General features: G+C 69.7%; 16 protein-coding genes. 9 read left to right on the top strand and 7 right to left on the bottom strand.

Annotated elements, in window-relative coordinates:
• Nucleotides 1-29 precede the first annotated feature (29 nt).
• Both AB0O76_RS20895 and AB0O76_RS20890 read left to right on the top strand, forming a co-directional pair.
• On the top strand, nucleotides 30-773 hold the full coding sequence (locus AB0O76_RS20895) for an ABC transporter ATP-binding protein (RefSeq protein ID WP_365493172.1): 744 nt from the start codon (nucleotides 30-32) through the stop codon (nucleotides 771-773).
• A complete protein-coding gene (locus AB0O76_RS20890; protein WP_365493170.1) occupies nucleotides 773-3,058 on the top strand; it encodes an ABC transporter permease in 2,286 nt (761 codons plus the stop codon). Before AB0O76_RS20895 ends, AB0O76_RS20890 begins: the two co-directional genes overlap by 1 nt.
• 20 nt (nucleotides 3,059-3,078) lie before the next feature.
• Here AB0O76_RS20890 and AB0O76_RS20885 read toward each other — a convergent pair whose 3' ends face one another.
• Together AB0O76_RS20885 and AB0O76_RS20880 are read right to left on the bottom strand one after the other, a co-directional pair.
• The gene (locus AB0O76_RS20885; RefSeq protein ID WP_365493167.1) at nucleotides 3,079-3,696 is read right to left on the bottom strand and encodes a Uma2 family endonuclease; all 618 of its coding nucleotides are present in this window, start codon (nucleotides 3,694-3,696) and stop codon (nucleotides 3,079-3,081) included.
• 136 nt (nucleotides 3,697-3,832) lie between these two features.
• Nucleotides 3,833-4,183, bottom strand: a complete 351-nt coding sequence (locus AB0O76_RS20880; RefSeq protein ID WP_365493164.1) for an ATP-binding protein — start codon at nucleotides 4,181-4,183, stop codon at nucleotides 3,833-3,835.
• Nucleotides 4,184-4,550: 367 nt separating this feature from the next.
• On the opposite strand from AB0O76_RS20880, the gene AB0O76_RS20875 reads away from it, so the two are divergent.
• Both AB0O76_RS20875 and AB0O76_RS20870 read left to right on the top strand, forming a co-directional pair.
• Nucleotides 4,551-5,423: a helix-turn-helix transcriptional regulator gene (locus AB0O76_RS20875; RefSeq protein WP_365493161.1), complete on the top strand. Its 873-nt coding sequence runs from the start codon at nucleotides 4,551-4,553 to the stop codon at nucleotides 5,421-5,423.
• A gap of 10 nt (nucleotides 5,424-5,433) precedes the next feature.
• Nucleotides 5,434-5,643 carry a DUF397 domain-containing protein gene (locus tag AB0O76_RS20870; protein ID WP_365493158.1) on the top strand — a complete coding sequence of 70 codons (210 nt, stop codon included), beginning with the start codon at nucleotides 5,434-5,436 and terminating at the stop codon, nucleotides 5,641-5,643.
• Nucleotides 5,644-5,685: 42 nt separating this feature from the next.
• Here AB0O76_RS20870 and AB0O76_RS20865 read toward each other — a convergent pair whose 3' ends face one another.
• The 5 genes from AB0O76_RS20865 to dnaK form a co-directional block, all read right to left on the bottom strand.
• On the bottom strand, nucleotides 5,686-6,192 hold the full coding sequence (locus AB0O76_RS20865) for a hypothetical protein (protein WP_365493155.1): 507 nt from the start codon (nucleotides 6,190-6,192) through the stop codon (nucleotides 5,686-5,688).
• A 124-nt stretch (nucleotides 6,193-6,316) separates the two neighbouring features.
• The gene (locus AB0O76_RS20860) at nucleotides 6,317-6,766 is read right to left on the bottom strand and encodes a helix-turn-helix domain-containing protein (RefSeq protein ID WP_135334684.1); all 450 of its coding nucleotides are present in this window, start codon (nucleotides 6,764-6,766) and stop codon (nucleotides 6,317-6,319) included.
• 1 nt (nucleotide 6,767) lies between these two features.
• A complete protein-coding gene (gene dnaJ, locus AB0O76_RS20855) occupies nucleotides 6,768-7,970 on the bottom strand; it encodes a molecular chaperone DnaJ (protein ID WP_365493152.1) in 1,203 nt (400 codons plus the stop codon).
• 39 nt (nucleotides 7,971-8,009) lie between these two features.
• Nucleotides 8,010-8,732, bottom strand: a complete 723-nt coding sequence (gene grpE, locus AB0O76_RS20850) for a nucleotide exchange factor GrpE (RefSeq protein WP_365493149.1) — start codon at nucleotides 8,730-8,732, stop codon at nucleotides 8,010-8,012.
• On the bottom strand, nucleotides 8,732-10,603 hold the full coding sequence (gene dnaK / locus AB0O76_RS20845; protein ID WP_365493146.1) for a molecular chaperone DnaK: 1,872 nt from the start codon (nucleotides 10,601-10,603) through the stop codon (nucleotides 8,732-8,734). The genes grpE and dnaK overlap by 1 nt, the downstream gene beginning before the upstream one ends.
• A gap of 354 nt (nucleotides 10,604-10,957) precedes the next feature.
• Here dnaK and AB0O76_RS20840 point away from each other — a divergent pair, with 354 nt between their 5' ends.
• The 5 genes from AB0O76_RS20840 to AB0O76_RS20820 all read left to right on the top strand — a co-directional run bounded on the left by AB0O76_RS20840 (nucleotide 10,958) and on the right by AB0O76_RS20820 (nucleotide 19,521).
• Entirely contained in the window at nucleotides 10,958-13,240 is a 2,283-nt protein-coding gene (locus tag AB0O76_RS20840) for a (Fe-S)-binding protein (protein WP_365493143.1), read from the top strand.
• Between the two features lie 135 nt (nucleotides 13,241-13,375).
• Entirely contained in the window at nucleotides 13,376-14,809 is a 1,434-nt protein-coding gene (locus tag AB0O76_RS20835; RefSeq protein ID WP_365493140.1) for a VCBS repeat-containing protein, read from the top strand.
• A 156-nt stretch (nucleotides 14,810-14,965) separates the two neighbouring features.
• Nucleotides 14,966-16,351: an FG-GAP repeat protein gene (locus tag AB0O76_RS20830; RefSeq protein ID WP_365493137.1), complete on the top strand. Its 1,386-nt coding sequence runs from the start codon at nucleotides 14,966-14,968 to the stop codon at nucleotides 16,349-16,351.
• A 54-nt stretch (nucleotides 16,352-16,405) separates the two neighbouring features.
• Nucleotides 16,406-17,869: an FG-GAP repeat protein gene (locus tag AB0O76_RS20825; protein ID WP_365493134.1), complete on the top strand. Its 1,464-nt coding sequence runs from the start codon at nucleotides 16,406-16,408 to the stop codon at nucleotides 17,867-17,869.
• 152 nt (nucleotides 17,870-18,021) lie between these two features.
• Complete coding sequence (locus tag AB0O76_RS20820; protein ID WP_365493131.1) at nucleotides 18,022-19,521, top strand: FG-GAP and VCBS repeat-containing protein; 1,500 nt, start codon at nucleotides 18,022-18,024, stop codon at nucleotides 19,519-19,521.
• Nucleotides 19,522-19,627: the final 106 nt, after the last annotated feature.

The following is a 19,627-nucleotide window of genomic DNA, read 5'->3' as shown; positions in this document are numbered from 1 at the left end:
CGCAGCTCAGGACAGCGAGGGCAGCATCTGTGACCACCCGTGGCGTCGAGCCCGGCACCAAAAGTGCGGGCAGTTCGCGTGAACCCGTCCTGGACGTAACCGGGTTGGAGTTCACTGTCCGCCGACGCAAGCTGTTCTCGGAGTTGCGCCTCACCCTTGACGCCGGTGAATCGGTCGCGGTGATCGGGCCCAGCGGTTCCGGCAAGAGCACCCTTCTCTCCTGCGTACTCGGCCTGCTGAAGCCCACCGCCGGGTCTGTCAGCGTCGACGGTACGGAGATCACCACGCTCCGCCATGCCCAACTCGCCTCCCTGCGCAGCCAATCCATCGGCATGGTCTTCCAGTTCGGAGAGTTGCTGCCCGAACTTAGCCCGGTGGACAACGTGGCCTTGGCCGCCCTGCTCGCCCGCGGCCACCGCCGCGGCCGCAGCCACCGTGATGCGCGTCAGCGGGCCCAGGAACTGCTCGACGAGCTCGGCGTTCCGCAAGCTGCGACCAGCGATGAGCTTTCCGGTGGAGAGCGGCAACGCACTGCCGTGGCACGGGCATTGATCAACGAGCCGCGGTTACTCCTTGCCGACGAGCCCACTGGGGCACTCGACGCCGAGACCCGGGACCTGACCGCCGAGCTGCTCTTCTCTCTGCCCCAGCGGCACTCCTGTGGGCTCCTCGTGGTGACCCATGATCTGACGGTGGCTGCCCGCGCGGGCCGTGTCCTGCGGCTCAAGGACGGCGCGCTCGTCCCCGCGTCGGTGGACGGGACGGGTGTCTGATGAGTGAGGTCAAGGGCCAGGACCGCGCCGGGCTCCCGAGGCGGCTGCTCGGCATCGGCAGTGCTGCCGGACGCCGTGCGGAAGCCGGGGGCATCCGGTTCACCGCACTGCTCGTCGCCACTCTCGTCGTGGCGATCGGCCTCGGCAGCCTCGCGGCAGTGCACGCGGCGTACGAGGGGAAGCAGGTGAAGCGGGAGGCCCGAACGCCTGTCACGCCCGGCCGCCCGGCGGTTGGTACCCCTGCCGAGAAGTCCACCCTGTGGCTCTGGGGGTCCGATTCCCTGCAAGGCGAGCGGCGCTTCAGCGTCGTGTACCTCTCGCCCCGCACCAAGGATGCCCCGCTGCCGCCAGGCGTCGTTCGTTGGCCGGGTCCGGGCGAAGCCGTTCTCTCGCCCGGACTCCGCAAGGCCGGTGCCGCCGAGGGCATCGACCGGCGCTACGGACGCCTGGCCGGCACCATCGGGCAGGAAGGCCTGGAGGAACCCTCCGAGTGGCTCGCGTATGTGCGGCCGCCCAAGGACCTCGCGCCCAAGGTTCCCGTCGAGACGGTCGTCGGGTTCGGCCCGGACGCGAGCGGCAGACCCGCTCCAGGGCTCGAACCCGGATCGAGCCGCGACGACGACAAGTCGGAGTGGATGTTCCAGGCCCTGGTCATCGGGATGCTCCTCATCCCCGGCATCGCGCTCCTCCTCGTCGCCGCCCGCGCGGGAGCGCAGGCCCGCGACCGCAGAACCGCGCTGGTCGCCGCGCTCGGCGGACGACGTACAGATCGTGCGTTGATCGCCGTCGGGGAGGCGTACCGGCCGGTTCTCCTCGGGGCCATCGCCTCCGGCGGCCTCATCGCAGCCGCCATGCTGCACGACTGGCGCGTCCCGCACACCGGCTTTCAGCTCTCGTCGGCCTACCTGCGGCAGTACGGCCCGGTGACAGCTGTCGCACCGGTGGCCGCGGCCGCCGTGGTTCTCGCCGTGGTGATCCTCGCGGGCCAGCTTCCGGGCAAGAGCGACAAGGGGACGAGGCCGCTCGGCGACCGCCGAAGCCGCTGGCTTCCCCGCCTCGCTCCCCTCTGCCCACTGATGATCCTGCTGGCCGTTCGCGGACCCGATCTCGCGAGCCCCGATTCCGCACTGCGCGTACTGCTGAGTTGGATCGGCATCGCGGGCACGGTGCTCACGCTCCCCGCCGCAGTGGCCACCGGCACCGCCGCGCTCGGGCGCCTGCTCACGCGCTGGGCGCGGGCACGGGGCCGTGCGGGTACGTTGGTCGCAGGGCGCCGGACCAGCGTGCATCCGGGTGCCACCGCCCGCCTGGTCACGGGCGTGACCGTGGCGCTCATCGTGCTGATGCAGGCCGTCGCCTGGCAGGGTCTTTTCGGGGCGCAGAGCGATCAGGCCCAGGCCACGTTGGACCGGATCGGCCGCAGCGCTCTCACCGTCGGTACGCACGGCGAGGTGAGCGCCACCGCGATGGACTCCTTCGTCCAACGGCTTCCGGAGGGCACCAGGGCCGTACTCCTCGCCTCCTCCCGCGACAGTGTCAACGGCCCGGTGACGCTGCACGGCGACTGCCCCGCGCTGATTAGCCTGCACGTGGCCTGCCCCGCCGCCGGACACACCCGCCTCGATCGGTTGGTCGAGGACCCTCGACTCCAAGAGCTGATCAAGTGGACGCCGCACGGCGTCGGCGCGACGCGGCTGAAGGTCGCTCGCATCGACTCACGTACGAGGTTCGCCGCACGGGCAGCGGCAGGCGGCGAGAACGGCTCCTCCCTTGCGGTGGTGCGCCCTGATGGGGACAGCCTCTCCGTACCTGCCCTGAAGCAGCTCTCCTACGAGATCTTCCCCCGGGGAGCTGCGGTCCGAGCCCCCGGAGAGGGGGAACTGACGGCCGGTATCCCCAACCGCGACCAAGGCCGGTGGAGTGCCCTCTTCGGCGTGACGGGCATCGGTGTACTCACCCTGACGGCCGGACTGAGCGGTATGGCGGAATTCCTCCGGCACGGCCGAGCACTCGCCCCGCTCTCGGTCCTGACCGGTGGCTACCGGGTCTTCCGTACCAGCGCGGCCTGGTCGGTACTTGCGCCGCTGGCCCTTGCCGGACTCGCCGGAACCGTCGTGGCTGCCATGCTGGCGGCGCCCGTCTCAAGTGACGGGGAGTCCTACATTTCTGGCGGCCTGCTGATCGCGAGCGCGGCCGTGGTGGTGGCCGTCAGCCTCGTCATGTGGCTGTGGTCGTCCTCGGTCGCCGGAACCCAGGCCAGGCAGTGGCGCCCGCGCGGTGACTGACATACCGGGGACGCGCCCCCTCACCCTCGCCGCGCCCCGGTGATCGCCTCGGTGATGGCAAACCCCTTGGCGGGCCCCTCGGGGATCACGACCTCCGTCCCGTACGGGACACGGTGGACGCCGACCCAGTCCGCCTTCTCCGGCTGCGGCTCGGTCAGGACGGTGACGGTTCCCTCGGCGTCGTAGTCATCGATGATCACGTAGACGGGGATCCCGGCGCGGGCGTACTCGCGGCGCTTCTTCACGCGGTCGCGGTCCTGGTTCCGCTTTCCGGGGGAGACGACCTCGATGACGAGGTCCACTGCCTTCGCCTTGACGCCGAGGCCGTCCTCATCGGCGTACGGGCCCAGGTCTTCCGGCCCTACGAAAGCATCCGGGATCCATGTCCTGCGCTTGTGGATCAGGTTTGCGTCCTGGTGGCACGCGTATTCGCCGCCATCCAGGAACTTGTCCAACGCCCGTCGCACACGATTGGCGACCTGGGCGTGGGTAAGGCGACCGGTGGGCGACACCTCGATGACTCCCTCGATGATTTCAGCGCGGTAGCCCTCGGGGAGTTCCATGGCCTTCCATGCCTGCCACAGCACCTCGTCCAGCTCGGCGGCGGACGGGGCGGACTCGGTCCCTGTGTCAGACATGGTCTTGGGCCTCTCAGCTGCAAGAGCGGTCATGGTGGCGCACCTCCTTTCCAGTGTGGGCTTGGCGTCCTCGCGGCACAAGCAACGCGATCACGGTAGGAACGTTCACGGGCCGGACGGGGGAAACGACCCCTGGTCACCCGATGTGGTGAGGGCGGAACGGTTCCCCGCCCCGCTCCCCCCCCAGCTCGAACCACACCCCCTTCGCAAACCGCCCCGCCCTGTCGTCCGCCACGCCCCACGCATCGGCGAGTTCCACGACCAGGGCCATGCCCCGGCCCCAGCAGGCGGCCGCGCCCGCTGCCGGGTGGGTCACCACCGGTGGGTCCGGGCTCTCGTCGAAGACCGTTACCCGTAGGCGGGTCAGGGTCAGCAGGATGCGGAGCATCGCCGAGCCCTTGGTGTGCAGGTGCACGTTCGTGATGAGTTCCGAGGTGCAGATGGTTGCCGGCATCACCAGGGGCTCGCGGTCCAGGGTGCGGAGCACTGTGCTTACGAAGTCCCGGCAGATCTTGGGGGATGTCGCATCTGCTGGGCTGAAGAGGCTGTAGTTGTGAGTCAGTTGAGCTGCGCGGGTCGGGGCAGGGGGCATGGCGGATTCTCCCGTCGGGAGGGTGAGGGGCCCTTGCCGGGCGATGGCGTTGCCCGTGGGTCCTGGTGGGAACCTCGGGTGCCTTTCGGCTTGATCGGCTTGTGGGCAGGGGGAGTTGAGAAACTCCGGTGCGTTACCGGTGCCACACTTAAGGTAGAGATGCAGGGCACGCATTCGCAACCTGAATCGTGGAACTTGTGGACCAACTCCCTCTAACGAGGGGAGACTTCGCCGAGAGCATTGAGGAGATACCCCCTTGGGAATGCGTACCGCCATCACCGAACGCCAGCGCCGACTCGGCCAGGAGCTCAAGAAGCTGCGCGAACAAGCTGGGTTGTCCGCCGGAGAGGCTGCCGAGCGCATCGACATGGGCCGCGGACAGCTGAGTCATATCGAAGCGGGGCGCACCTCGATCCTGTCGGACCGCCTCCGGGATCTCTGCGGAGCGCTTGGATGCGAAAGCGTGCCCTATATCGAGGGCCTCGTCGCCATGTCCGAGGCAACGGGCAAAGGGTGGTGGAGCGCCTACAAGGGCAACGTCGGCTCCGCGGCCATGAATCTGGCTGAGCTTGAGGCCGGCGCGACCGCGCTGCGGAGTCACGAGTCTCTGTTCGTCCCCGGCCTGTTGCAGACCGAGGAGTACATGCGCGCCATCTTCGCCAACCCCAAGTTGGACGTGCGCGACATCGACGAAGCCACGGCTTTCCGCATGGAGCGGCAGACAGTGCTCACCTCCGAGAACCCCCCGGAGTTCCATGCCGTGATTCACGAAGCGGCGCTGCACATGCGGTTCGGCGGTGCTGCCGTCCTGCGCGGCCAGCTTCTGCACCTCGTCGAGGTGGCCCAGCTCCCCAACGTGACCGTTCAGGTTGTCCCGTTCGAGGCGGATGTCGATGCGGCGCTCAGCGGAGCCTTCCTCCACAGCGTCACACCGGTTCGCGAGCTGAGCACGGTCGTACTCGACCACCCCTCGGGCCCGCTGTATCTGAGTGACGACGAGCACCTTGCGCTGTACGCCAGCGTGTTCGATCGTCTAACCGGGTGTGCCCTCGCGCCGATCGGCGTGCGTACACACGCCACACTCGCGGCCAAGGACTCGCTGGCCCTGATCCAGCATCTGCTCTACGCACTCTAGGAGCCCAGAAATGCCCCGCCTGAACTGGCAGAAGTCCTCATTCAGCGGCGGCCCGGAGAGTAACTGCCTCTACGTCGCCGCCGAGTCGGACGGAACGATCCACCTCCGCGAGAGCGACGCCCCGGACGAGATCCTGACCACCGCCCCCGCCCAACTGACCGCCCTGCTGGACCACATCAAGCGGCGTCGGTCGCGTCGAGCGGGAGCAGCTACCGCTTGAGGTCGATCATCCGGACGCGTCGTGAAACGCGGCCTGATGGGCTCACCCCTCGGCCCACTCCCGCAACAACCCTTCCCGCTCCGCCGCCCGAGGCGACCCGCCCTCCCGCGACCGCCCCCACTCCGCCATCGCCGCCAGCGTCGTCAGCAGGGTCCCCGCACCCTCGCTCAGGCGGGACAGCAGCTCGCGGGAGAGGTCGTACTCCGTCTGGGAGTAGCCCGTCGCCGCTGCCGTGTACACCGTCAGGTCCGTCGTCTCGCCCTCGGCGTCCGTGACACGCAGCGTCATCGTCGCGGCCTCGTCCGCGCCGCCCAGGCCCACCGTCAGCGCCATGTCCACCAGCACGCCCACGTTCCGTTTCAGCGACTTCACCGGGACGTCCGCCGCCGTCAGGGCCGCGACGTCCTCCCAGGGCCAGAGGCCTGATTGTTTGTCGCCGAGGGCCAGCACGCCCTCCGGCGTCAGGCGCACCCCGGGCGCAAGGCCCGACGGCTTCGCGCCCACGTACACATCGCCCTCGGCGATCCAGAACAGTCCCACCATGGACATGGCGAACCCCACTTCCCCCGCTACCAGCACACTTCAGGTCGACCAGCGCAACGCACGAAGGGGCCGGGAGGTTCCCACCTCCCGGCCCCAACGGTCACTGCTCAAAAGGCTACTGCCCAAAAGGCTACTGCTCCGGCGACCGCTTGGGCCGCCACACCACCAACGCGCTCGCCTGCTGCACATCCTGGTAGGGGACGAGATCGCGACGGTACGAGGCGTGCACCGCCGCTTCACGTTGCTGCATGGCGACGGCGGCTCCCTCCACGGCCGCGGAGAGCTCCGCGACGCGGGACTGAAGGGCCGCCACCTGGTTCTCCAGCTCGATGATGCGCTTGATGCCGGCGAGGTTGATGCCCTCCTCCTGCGACAACTGCTGGACGGTACGCAGCAGTTCGATGTCGCGGGCGGAGTAGCGCCGGCCCCGGCCCGCCGTGCGGTCGGGCGAGACCAGGCCGAGGCGGTCGTACTGGCGCAGCGTCTGCGGGTGAAGACCGCTCAGCTGTGCCGCGACCGAGATGACGTATACCGGCGTCTCATCGGTCAACTGGTAGGGATTTCGACGGCGGCCGTCCATCTCATGCTCCCTTCGCGGCCTGGAACAGTTCTGCCCGCGGATCGTCGCCCGCAGTCGCCTTGCGGTAGGACTCCAGGGCTTCCTTCGCCGACTCGCTCAATGATGTCGGTACGGAGACCTCCACCGTCACGAGCAAGTCGCCACGCGAGCCGTCCTTGCGGACCGCGCCCTTTCCGCGCGCCCGCATCGTACGGCCGTTGGGGGTCCCCGGCGGCAACTTCAAAGTCACCGGAGGCCCGCCCAGCGTCGGTACCTTGACCTCGCCGCCCAGTGCCGCCTCCGGATACGTCACCGGAACCGTCACCGTCAGGTTGTCGCCCTTGCGGCCGAAGACCGGGTGGGCGTCGACATGGACGACGACGTACAAGTCGCCCCCTGGACCGCCCCGTTCACCGGGTCCGCCCTTGCCGCGCAGGCGGATGCGCTGGCCGTCGCTGACGCCGGCCGGGATACGCACCTGCATCGTGCGCGATGACTTCGCCCTGCCCGAGCCCTTGCAGACCTCACAGGGGGTCTCCGCGATCAGGCCGCGGCCCTTGCAGTCCACGCAGGGGTCGGTCAGCGAGAAGCCTCCGCCGCCGCCTCGCGAGACCTGGCCCGTGCCGACACAGGTCGGGCACACGCGCGGTGTGCCGTTCTTGTCGCCCGTGCCGGAACAGGCCTTGCAGGGCGCCTGGGAGGACATCCGGAGCGGGACCGTGGCCCCGTCCACCGCCTCCGTGAAGCTCAGCGTGACCTCGGACTCGATGTCCTGGCCGCGCCTGGGCTGCGTACGCGTGCCGGTCCCGGCACCCGCACCGCCCCGGTTGAACAGGCCCCCGAAGACGTCACCGAGACCGCCGCCGAAGCCGCCGCCGGCACCGCCCGCTCCACCGCCGCCCGGGGCGCCGCCTCCGAAGAGGTCGCCCAGGTCGAAGTTGAACGAGCCGCCGCCGCCCGCTCCGGGACCGGCCCTGAAGCCGCCGTTGCCGAAGAGAGCACGCGCTTCGTCGTACTCCTTGCGCTTCTTGGGGTCCCCGAGGATGTCGTTCGCCTCGGAGATCTCCTTGAAGCGCTCCTCCGCCTTGACGTTGCCGGTGTTGGCGTCCGGGTGGTTCTCGCGGGCGAGTTTCCGGTACGCCTTCTTGATCTCGGCCTCGGTGGCGTCCTTGGGGACGCCGAGGACCTTGTAGTAGTCCTTCTCGATGAAGTCCTTCGTGCTCATCCCCGACGTCCCTCCTCTCGCTTCACCAACACGGTCAGGTCAGCCCTCGTCCGGGCCACCGGTCTCCTTGTCCTCCGCCGTGTCGGCGGAGTCCGCGGATGCTGCTGCCGCAGCGTCCTCTGCGGCCCCCTTGGCCGGCTGTGCGCCCGGCTGCGGCTCGGCGACGGCCACCCGCGCGGGGCGGATGGTGCGCTCGCCGATGCGGTAGCCCGGCTGCAGGATCGCTACGCAGGTCGTCTCGGTGACGTCCGGCGCGTACGAGTGCATCAGGGCCTCGTGGATCGTCGGGTCGAAGGGCTCGCCCTCCTTGCCGAACTGCTGCAGGCCCAGCTTGGCGACGACCGTCTCGAGAGACTCCGCCACCGACTTGAACCCGCCCACCAGCTCGCCGTGCTCACGGGCGCGGCCGACGTCGTCGAGGGTCGGGAGCAGCTCACCCAGGAGGTTCGCCGCGGCGATCTCCTTGACGGTGATCTTGTCCCGCTCCACCCGACGGCGGTAGTTCTGATACTCGGCCTGCAGCCGCTGGAGGTCCGCCGTGCGCTCGTTGAGCGCGGTGCGCACCTGGTCCAGCTGGGCGGTCAGGCCAGTCAGGCCCGAGTCCTGTACGGACGTCTTGCTTGCTGCGTCCCCGGCCGGGGCCGCCGGGCCCTCCGCGATGGAGGGCTCGGCGGCCTGCGGCGCCGCGTCATCAGGGGTGGCGCCAGAGGGGACGTCGGACGTCTCGGCGTTCTCGCCGAAGCCCGGGGTCTCCTCGGTCATCAGGCAGCGCCACCCTTCGCGTCACCGGGCTTCTCGTCGTCGACGATCTCGGCGTCGACCACGTCGTCCTCCTTGGACATGTTCGGGGCCTCGCCGCCCTCGGCACCGGGGGCAGCGCCCTCGGCACCCTGGGCCGCCTGGGCATCCGCGTACATGGCCTGGCCGAGCTTCTGCGAGACCGCCGCGACCTTCTCGGTCGCCGTGCGGATCTCCGCCGTGTCCTCGCCCTTGAGCTTTTCCTTCAGCTCTTCGACGGCGGACTCGACCTCGGTCTTCACGTCACCGGGGACCTTGTCCGCGTTGTCCGCGAGGAACTTCTCCGTCTGGTAGACGAGCTGCTCGCCCTGGTTGCGGGACTCGGCGGCCTCGCGGCGCTTGTGGTCCTCGTCCGCGTACTGCTCGGCCTCCTGGCGCATGCGGTCGACCTCGTCCTTCGGCAGCGAGGAGCCGCCGGTGACGGTCATCTTCTGCTCCTTGCCCGTGCCGAGGTCCTTCGCGGTCACGTGCATGATGCCGTTGGCGTCGATGTCGAAGGCGACCTCGATCTGCGGGACACCGCGCGGGGCCGGCGGAAGGCCCGTGAGCTCGAACATTCCGAGCTTCTTGTTGTACGCGGCGATCTCGCGCTCGCCCTGGTACACCTGGATCTGGACGGACGGCTGGTTGTCCTCGGCCGTCGTGAAGATCTCGGACCGCTTGGTCGGGATCGTGGTGTTGCGCTCGATGAGCTTGGTCATGATCCCTCCCTTGGTCTCGATGCCGAGGGACAGCGGGGTCACGTCGAGGAGCAGTACGTCCTTGACCTCGCCCTTGAGGACACCGGCCTGCAGGGCGGCGCCGATGGCGACGACCTCGTCCGGGTTCACGCCCTTGTTGGCGTCCTGGCCGCCGGTCAGCTCCTTGACGAGCTCCGCGACGGCGGGCATACGGGTCGAGCCACCGACGAGAACGACGTGGTCGATCTCGGAGAGCTGGATGCCCGCGTCCTTGATGACGTTGTGGAACGGCGTCTTGCAGCGCTCCAGAAGGTCGGACGTGAGCTGCTGGAACTGGGCGCGCGTGAGCTTCTCGTCCAGGTGCAGCGGGCCCTCGGCGGACGCCGTGATGTAGGGCAGGTTGATCGTGGTCTCCGTGGAGGAGGACAGCTCGATCTTGGCCTTCTCGGCCGCCTCGCGCAGGCGCTGGAGCGCCATCTTGTCCTTGGAGAGGTCCACGCCGTGGCCGTTGTTGAACTGCTTGACCAGGTAGTCGACGACGCGCTGGTCCCAGTCGTCACCACCGAGGTGGTTGTCGCCGTTCGTGGCCTTCACCTCGACGACGCCGTCGCCGATCTCCAGGAGGGAGACGTCGAAGGTGCCGCCACCGAGGTCGAAGACCAGAATGGTCTGGTCGTCCTTGTCGAGGCCGTACGCCAGGGCGGCGGCCGTCGGCTCGTTGACGATGCGCAGGACGTTCAGGCCCGCGATCTCGCCGGCCTCCTTCGTGGCCTGGCGCTCCGAGTCGTTGAAGTACGCCGGGACGGTGATGACCGCGTCGGCCACCTTCTCGCCCAGGTACGCCTCCGCGTCGCGCTTCAGCTTCTGCAGGATGAACGCCGAGATCTGCTGGGGGTTGAAGCCCTTGTCGTCGATGTCCACCTTCCAGTCGGTGCCCATGTGGCGCTTGACCGACCGGATGGTCCTGTCGACGTTGGTGACCGCCTGGCGCTTGGCGACCTCGCCGACCAGCACCTCGCCGTTCTTCGCGAAGGCGACGACGGACGGCGTGGTCCTGGCGCCCTCGGCGTTGGTGATGACGGTGGGCTCGCCGCCTTCAAGAACGCTGACGACAGAGTTAGTCGTGCCCAGGTCGATGCCGACCGCACGTGCCATTTCGATTCCTCCAGAGGTACTACTTGAGTGGATCTGGCTCAAGGATGCACGAGCGCTTCACTGGAGTCAACAGAGCTGAGTCGAGGCCACTCAACTCTTATCTAGGGCTTACGCGCAACTGGGCCCCGTAAGGGGCGCGGGGCTGTGACATGTGCGGCTCCGCCGCGTGGGCGCGACCAGCCACAACAGACCCGCAGACGGCGTCGCCCCAAGGAGGCGCGCTCAGGGTTGCCTGAGCGACGCAGATCACCGCCGGGCTGGCTACAGTGCGGCGGAGTAAGTGGGTAGTCTCAGACGGACTGCATAAGTTACCGCTTAGTAATAGTTCGCCTCGCAGGCCCGAGGAGCCCCCAAATGCAACTCGCCGCGATCATCGTGTCGCTGGTCCTAATCGCGGTCGGCGTCGCGCTGTTCGGCCGTGCCATCGTGCAGATCTACCAGTTCATGCGGCTCGGTCAGAACGTGCCCGCCGGCACCCGCACCGACCAGCCCGTGCAGCGCACCATCACGGTGGCCAAGGAGTTCCTCGGCCACACCCGAATGAACCGCTGGGGCATCGTCGGTGTCGCGCACTGGTTCGTGGCGGTGGGCTTCTTCTCGCTGCTCCTGACGATCGTCAACGCCATCGGCCAGCTCTTCAAGGCCGACTGGATGCTGCCGATCATCGGCGAGTGGGCGCCGTACAACATGTTCGTCGAGTTCATCGGCACGATGACGGTGGTCGGCATCCTGACGCTGATCGTCATCCGGCAGCTGAGCAAGCCGGGCAAGCCGGGCCGCAAGTCCCGCTTCGCGGGCTCCAAGACGGGCCAGGCGTACTTCGTCGAGGCCGTCATCCTCATCGTCGGCGTCTGCATCTTCATGCTGCACGCCCTTGAGGGCGCCCAGCACCACGTGGACAGCTACGAGGCGTCGTTCTTCATCTCGTACCCGGTGGTCTCGGCGTTCGAGAACCTCGATGTCTCGACGCTGCAGAACCTCACGTACTTCTTCGCGGGCCTGAAGATCGCGACGTCCTTCATCTGGATGATCGTCGTCGCGCTCAACACCAACATGGGTGTCGCCTGGCACCGCTTCCTCGCCTTCCCGAACATCTGGTTCAAGCGCGAGGCCGACGGCTCCACCACCCTCGGTGAGCTGCAGCCCATGACGTCCGGCGGCAAGCCGATCGACTGGGAGGACCCGGCCGAGGACGCCGTGTTCGGCGTCAGCCAGGTCGAGCAGTTCTCCTGGAAGGGCCTGCTCGACTTCAGTACGTGCACCGAGTGCGGCCGCTGCCAGTCGCAGTGCCCCGCCTGGAACACCGGAAAGCCGCTCTCCCCGAAGCTCCTGATCATGTCGCTGCGCGACCACGCGCACGCCAAGGCCCCCTACTTGCTCGCCGGCGGCGGCAAGGACATGGAGGGCAATGAGAAGGCCACCGAGGAGCAGCTCAAGGACGTGCCCGCGGCCGCCATCGCGGAGGCAGAGCGCCCCCTCATCGGCACCGCCGAGGAGAACGGCGTCATCGACCCCGACGTCCTGTGGTCCTGCACCTCCTGCGGCGCCTGCGTCGAGCAGTGCCCGGTGGACATCGAGCACATCGACCACATCGTCGACATGCGCCGCTACCAGGTGATGATCGAGTCCGCGTTCCCGTCCGAGGCGGGCACGATGCTCAAGAACCTGGAGAAGAAGGGCAACCCCTGGGGCCTCGCCAAGAAGCAGCGCCTGGAGTGGCTCAAGGAGCTCGACTTCGAGGTGCCGGTCGTCGGCAAGGACATCGAGGACCTCACCGAGGTCGAGTACCTCTACTGGGTCGGTTGCGCGGGTGCGTTGGAAGACCGCGCGAAGAAAACGACGAAGGCCTTCGCGGAGCTCCTCAACATCGCGGGCGTCAAGTTCGCGATCATGGGCGGCGACGAGAAGTGCACCGGTGACTCCGCACGCCGCCTGGGCAACGAGCCGCTGTTCCAGCAGCTCGGCCAGGAGAACGTGATGGCGCTGAACATGGCGTTCGGCGAGGAGCTCGACGACGACGGCAAGGTCACGCCCGAGTCGGCCAAGCCGAAGACGGCGAAGAAGATCGTCGCGACCTGCCCGCACTGCCTCAACACGATCGGCAACGAGTACCCGCAGCTCGGCGGCGACTACGAAGTCATCCACCACACGCAGCTGCTCCAGCACCTCGTCGACGAGGGCAAGCTGGTCCCGGTCACCCCGGTCGAGGGCATCATCACGTACCACGACCCCTGCTACCTGGGCCGCCACAACAAGATCTACACGCCTCCGCGCGAGATCATCGGCAAGGTGCCCGGCCTCCGCAACGAGGAGATGCACCGCCACAAGGAGCGCGGCTTCTGCTGTGGCGCCGGTGGTGCCCGGATGTGGATGGAGGAGCGGATCGGCAAGCGCATCAACGATGAGCGTGTCGATGAGGCGCTCTCGCTCAACCCGGACATCGTCTCCACCGCCTGCCCGTTCTGCCTCGTCATGCTGACCGACTCGGTCAACGGCAAGAAGAACGATGGCAAGGCCAAGGAGTCGATCACGGTCGTGGACGTCGCGCAGCTGCTCCTCGAGTCCGTGAAGACGCCGGTGGACCCGGAGGGTTCGCAGGAGACGGCGGACGAGCCGGAGCCCGAGCCGGTGAAGTAAGTCCCGCTGCCAACGTTTCAGGCCGGTTCCGCCCTTGCAGGCGGGACCGGCCTGTTGCGTCGTGGCGGAACGGGAGCATCATGTGCTGGTTGTTGTGCGGGTTGTTGTCTCAAGGGGCGGTCGAGGTCAGGGTTGATGGTGGGCATACGGAGCGACAGACGCGGCGGCAGACGTAGCGACAGACCTGACGGCGTACGTGGTGCCATCCGCGTACGCCGTGGACGCCGCGCCCGGATACGGCTGACCGCGGCCACGCTCGGCTGCGCCCTGCTGCTCGCGGGCTGCGGCAGCGGCGGTGACGCCGACGACGCGTCCGCCGAGCACCGCCCCGTCGGCATGGCCGACCAGGGCAAGGCGTCCGCGCCGCTGCCCGTCCCCCGGGGCGACGGCAGCAAGGCCGACGACGACTTCAACGGTGACGGCGCCCCCGATCTCGTACTCGACGATCTCGTGCACCGCGGCCACGGCGACGACGCGGGCATCGGTGTCGTCTACGGCTCGCGGAGCGGACTGCGGCCCGGCGCGCGGCAGTTGCTGAGCGCGCGGGCCAACGGGGCGCGGACCAAGGGCGAGTTGCCCGCCGCCTTCGAGTCGGAGGCCTCCTGCGACCTCGACAAGGACGGCTTCACCGATCTGCTGGTCTCCACCGACCCGCCGTACGACGGCCTCGGCCAGCCGCCCGTGCCGCTGCAGATCCTCTTCGGCTCGCCCAAGGGCCTGACCGGCAAGGCTGTGAAGGTGCGGGTGCCCGCGCAGGCCCGGATCGGCAACGACTGGTCCGACCAGCCGGTCTGCGGCGACTTCGACGGGGACGGCGCGAGCGACCTCGTGCTGCACGCGAGCGGCGCCCGGCTGACCTTCCTGCGCGGCCCGTTCAAGCGGACCGGCGCCGCGCGCGCCGCCGGGAAGCCGCTGGCCGCGCCCGGCAACGACCTCGTCACCGGCGAGGCCACCGATGTGGACCGCGACGGTTACGACGACCTCCTCGTCCGCAAGGCAGCGAACGCCTCGGGCGCCGCGAGCAGTGCGCTCGTCCTCGGCGGTGTTCGGGGTCCCGCCGAGACCGGGGTGCTCTTTCCCTCCGGTACGGACGTCGCGTTCGGGCGGTTCGGCAAGGGGAAGGGGATGGACGCCGCCGTCGCGGGGCCGGGGGGCGTGGCTCTGCGCTATGACGTGCCGGGGGCTGGGCGTGCCTCGCTGGAGGCGCGGCGGGTCTCCGTGGACGCCGGTGATCTCGACGGTGACGGGCTGAGCGAGCTGGTCATGAGTGGGGGCAGTAGCGGGAGTGGCGGCGGTGTGGGGGATGTTCGCGTCTTCCGGGGCCGTGCGGGTGGGCTCGACGCCAATGCGTCGGCGATTGTCGATCCCTCTGCGGAGGGGACCACGCAGGTTCTTGGTGTCGCCGACTTCGACGGGGACGGGCGCGGTGATCTTGTCCTGCGGACGGCTCGGGGGGATGGGGCGGACGCGGTGGGGATCTATCCCGGGGTGAAGGGGGACCTTGTGGTGCGTAAGCCTCGACTCACGTTCTCTACGCGGGAGTTTCTTGGCATGGGGGATGGTTCGTAGTCCACCTGCGGGTCCGATGGGGCTGGGCGCGCAGTTCCCCGCGCCCCTACGGGGCACGTTCACCTTGCCGCCACGTTCTATCCCCCGTCGCACAACCATTCGCACGTCTCACAGGTCACACCCCCGGAAGTATCGCCCCACTCCTGGGAGTTCCACGTGCGCGTACGAAACCTGGCCATCGCCGCGAGCGTCGCGGCCCTCGCCGCCGCGGGCCTGAGCCTGCCGTTCGCGGGGACGGCGAGCGCCGCGTCCACCCTCAAGGACGACTACAATGGCGACGGCTACCGCGACCTCGCGATCGGCACGCCGGGCAGCAACTCCGTGACGGTGACGTTCGGTTCGGCATCCGGCGTCGCGGCCAACCGTGCGGTCACCCTCAGCCAGAACTCGACCCAGGTGCCCGGAGTCACCGAGGCCGAGGACGAGTTCGGCGAGAACATCACCAGCGGTGACGTGAACGGCGACGGCTACGCCGACCTGATCGTCGGCGCCCCCGGCGAGAAAGTGGAAGGCAAGCCGTCCGGATCCGTCACCATCCTGTGGGGCGGCCAGGGCGGCTTCACCTCCGGCGGCCGGGTCCTGAACTCCCCCGCCGACACCACGGGTCGCTACGGCGAGGCCACCGTCTGGACCGACTTCGACGGCGACGGCTCGCCCCAGCTGAGCGTGATCAGCGGCGACAACTGGTGGTACTACTCCGGCGCGGGCGAGGACGGCCGCGTACACGGCCTGGAGGTCGACTTCATCCCCGAGGGCGCCCGCCTCGACGGCATGATCGCGGGCAAGTTCAAGGTGAAGGACGGCAACGGCCTCGTCCTGTACGGCGAGCGCGCGGACGGCGGCGCCTACACGGCGCACATGAACGGCGGCTTCGGCGACTACGGCTACCAGGCCGAGGTCCTCGGCCAGGGCGACGACCCGACCGCGACGCGCGACGCGGCCACCGCCGGTGATGTCAACGGCGATGGTTACGACGATCTCGTCACCGGCAACTCCCGTGCGGGGGAGGGTGGTTCGGTCACCGTGCGGTTCGGTGGCGACCGCGCGTTCGGGGCCCCGGTGACGTACGACCAGGACAGCGCGGGCGTTCCCGGTGCCGACGAGGCGGGCGACGGCTTCGGCGCCGCCGTCTCCGCGGGCGACGTCACCGGCGACGGACTGCCGGACCTCGCGGTGGGCGCGCCCGGCGAGACGGTCGGCACGGTGGCCGGTACCGGCAGCGTCACCCTCCTCAAGTCATCGGCAGGCGCCTTCACTTCGGGCCGGGCCTGGCACCAGGAGACCGCCGGCGTACCCGGCGTCGCCGAGCCGGGTGACGGCTTCGGCACCTCCGTACGCCTCAAGGACATCAACAAGAACGGCAAGGCGGACCTGGCCACCGGCGCGACCGGCGAGGACATCGGCACGACGCGGGACGTCGGCGCGGCGTGGGTGCTGCGCGGCACGGCGACGGGCCTGACGTCGTCGTACGCGGCGTCCTTCAACGGCTCGGACTTCGGGGTCGGCGGGACCGGCGCGGGCTTCGGCCGGACGATCCGGTAGCACGCACCTTTTCCCTCAACACCCTTTGTTCATACGTGAGTTGGAGACATCCCAGTGGCCTCTACGGCTGACCATGCGCGGCGACCCGCGCGGAACAAGATCCTGGCGGCGGGCGCGCTCTGCGCCGCCACCGTGCTCGGCGTCGCGGGCCTGACGGCGGGCGGCGCGTCGGCCGCCGAGCCGTCGAAGCTCAAGGCGGACTACAACGGCGACGGCTATGTGGACCTCGCGGTCGGCGTGCCGGGCGCGACGGTCGGTGGCAAGACCAAGGCCGGGTACGTGAATGTGGTGTGGGGCGGGGCGTCCGGGCTCGGGAAGCACGGCTCGACCACGGTGAACCAGTCCACGGCCGGTGTGCCCGGCACAGTGGAGGCCGACGACCGGTTCGGCACGGCGGTCCAGTCTGCCGATCTGAACGGCGACGGCTACAGCGATCTGATCGCGTCGGCGCCCGGCGAGGCCATCGACACCACCCCGGACGTGGGCACCATCTCCGTGGTGTGGGGCTCCGCGGGCGGCTTCGCCAAGGGTGGCATCACGGCCGCCAAGGGCGGTTCCGAGGACTCCAGGATCGGTGGCGTGCTCAGCACCGGCGACTACGACGGCGACGGCACGCAGGACCTCGTCTTCCCCATCGCCGGTGAGGAGGGCACGGCGACGATGATGCGCCCCGGGCCCATCACGTCGGCGACGAACACCAGGCCCGCGATAGTCGCGAACCACCAGTTCGGCGGTCCCCGCGCGTACGCCTCCGGCGACTTCGACGGGGACGGCAGGGACGACCTCGCGGTGACGTACAAGGGCATGGAGAGCTCCGGCACGCGCGTCGTCGCCAAGGCGTCCGGCGAGTGGAAGAGCCTCTGGAGCACCGGCGACTACGGCACATCGGTCGCCGCCGGCGACTTCGACGGGGACGGCACGGCCGACCTCGCGCTCGGCGGCGTCACGGCGAACCCGGAGGTGGAGACCACGAACTGCGAGGACCGGATCGGCGGCGCGGTCCTCACCGTGTACGGCAAGCAGGGCACCGCGCTCGGCGGCGGGTACGCCTGCACCACGCAGGCCTCGCCCGAGGTCGGCGGCAGCCCGGAGTCCGGCGACAACTTCGGCGCGTCTCTGGCGGTGGCCAACCTCGACCGGGACGGGATCGACGAGTTGGTCGTCGGCGGTGACGCGGAGGCGGTCGGCACCGCGGCGAACGCGGGCACGTACTGGATCCTCGCCTCGGCCGGCACGGGCAAGCCCCTCGTGGGGCCCGCCTTCAGCCAGAACTCGGCGGGCGTCGCGGGCACGGCCGAGGCGGGGGACCGCCTCGGCGCCGGGGTCGCCGCAGGCGACTACAACGGTGACTCGTACCCGGATGTCGCCGTGGGCGCGCCGGGAGAGGACGCGGCTTCGGGCGGCGTCTGGTACGCGGCTACCCCGAAGGACGGGCCTAACCCGGGGGTGGTCTCGGTGACGCCGACCAAGCTGGGGCTGACGGGCGCCACCGGGTACGGAGCTGTACTGACCCGGTAGCCGCCCTTTCCCGCCAAGGCCAGCGAAGCCGGACCACGCGGCGGAGCCGCAAATGTCACAGCCGGGAAGGGGCGGGATTGGGGAAATGAAAGCCGCTTGAACCCCACCCCCCCTTGGCGAACACCCACGGAAAAACAGGAGCCCAGAACCCCATGCCCAAGCACAAGCGCTCAGTGCCCCGCACCCACAGACCCGGCCGCCTCGCCGCGGCCACCGCTGCCGCCGCGGCACTCACAGGCGGCCTCCTCACCCTCACCGCAACCACCGCCACCGCCGCCCCCGCGGCCCCCGCGGCAAGCAAGGCGGACGACGCCGACTTCAACGGCGACGGCGCGGCCGACATCGCCACCTCCGCCCCGCACGCGAACATCGGCGGCAAGGACAAGGCGGGCCAGGTGGTCGTCACGTACGGCGGCGGCGCCGGTGGTACCGAGCAGCGGCACACCACCTACAGCCAGAACAGCGCGGGCGTCCCCGGCACCGCGGAGGCCGGCGACGCCTTCGGCGCGGACACCGCGTACGGCGACTTCGACCGCGACGGCTACGACGACCTCGCGGTGGCGGCGATCGGCGAGGACGTCGGCACGGACGTGGACGGCGGCACCGTACAGATCCTGTGGGGCTCGGCGGCCGGCCTGTCCGGCGGCAGCACGCTCACGGACCCGCGCCCCACCCAGCACGATCGGTTCGGCGGCCCCCTCCAGGCGGGCGACTTCGACGGCGACGGCACGGACGACCTGGCCGTGGGGGCAAGTTCGGGCGCCGCCACCATCGACCTCTTCGACGGCGGCATCACCCGCACCGGCACCCCCGGCAACCACTACACGGTCCTGCCGCCCATCCACAGCGGCGAAGGCGCGGGCCCCTTCAACCTGCACTCCGGCGACGTCAACGGAGACGGCCGCGACGACTTGATCGTCGACGGCTACTCCACCGCCGACGACTACAACGCCAACCTCTGGCTCCCCGGCAGCGCGAACGGCATCACCACGACCGGCGTCCAGCGGCTGCCCGCCGGCTACATCACGGATGTCGGCGACACGAACGGCGACGGCTACGGCGACATCATCATCGGCCTGACCTGGGACGAGGGCATCGCGGGCGCCAACAAGGGCGGCACGGTGTACGTCATCGAGGGCAACGCCAACGGGCCGTACGGCCCCAGCCAGGCCATCACCCAGGACACGACCGGCGTCCCCGGCGGCAGCGAGAACGGCGACAACTTCGGCGCCGAACTCGACCTCGGCGACATCAACGGCGACGGCCACCTCGACCTGGTCGTCAGCTCCCCCGGCGAGGACCTGGACGGCGTCGCCGACGCGGGCTCTGCGACCCTCATCTACGGCGCGGCGGACGGCTCGGGCCTCTCCACGCAGGGCGCGGTCCTGCTCAGCCAGGACACCCCGGGCGTCCCCAACTCCAATGAGACGAACGACCACTTCGGCTCGGACGTCCACATCGACGACCTGAACGCGGACGGCCGCGGCGAGGTCGCCATCGGCGCGCTCGGTGAGAACGGCGCCAACGGCGCCTTCTACGTCCTGAACTCCAACGCCGACGGCAGCCTCACCTCCTCCGCGGGCATCTACACGTCCACGGTCGGCATCTCCGCCACGGGCACCCCGCACCTGGGCTCCAACTTCGCGGACTAGCCAGCCAGTTCGACCCCCAGCCGCGGGGGGCCCCCCCCCCCCCCCCCGCCGGCCCGCGCGGCCCCCCCCCGCCGCCCCCCCCCCGGACCGCGCCCCCCGCGGCGCG

Origin of the sequence: Streptomyces sp. NPDC086554, from assembly GCF_040686095.1 — a bacterium.
Taxonomy (GTDB): Bacteria; Actinomycetota; Actinomycetes; order Streptomycetales; family Streptomycetaceae; genus Streptomyces.
The sequence above is the reverse complement of the archived record's forward strand: the minus strand, read 5'-3'. Positions and strand labels throughout refer to the sequence as shown.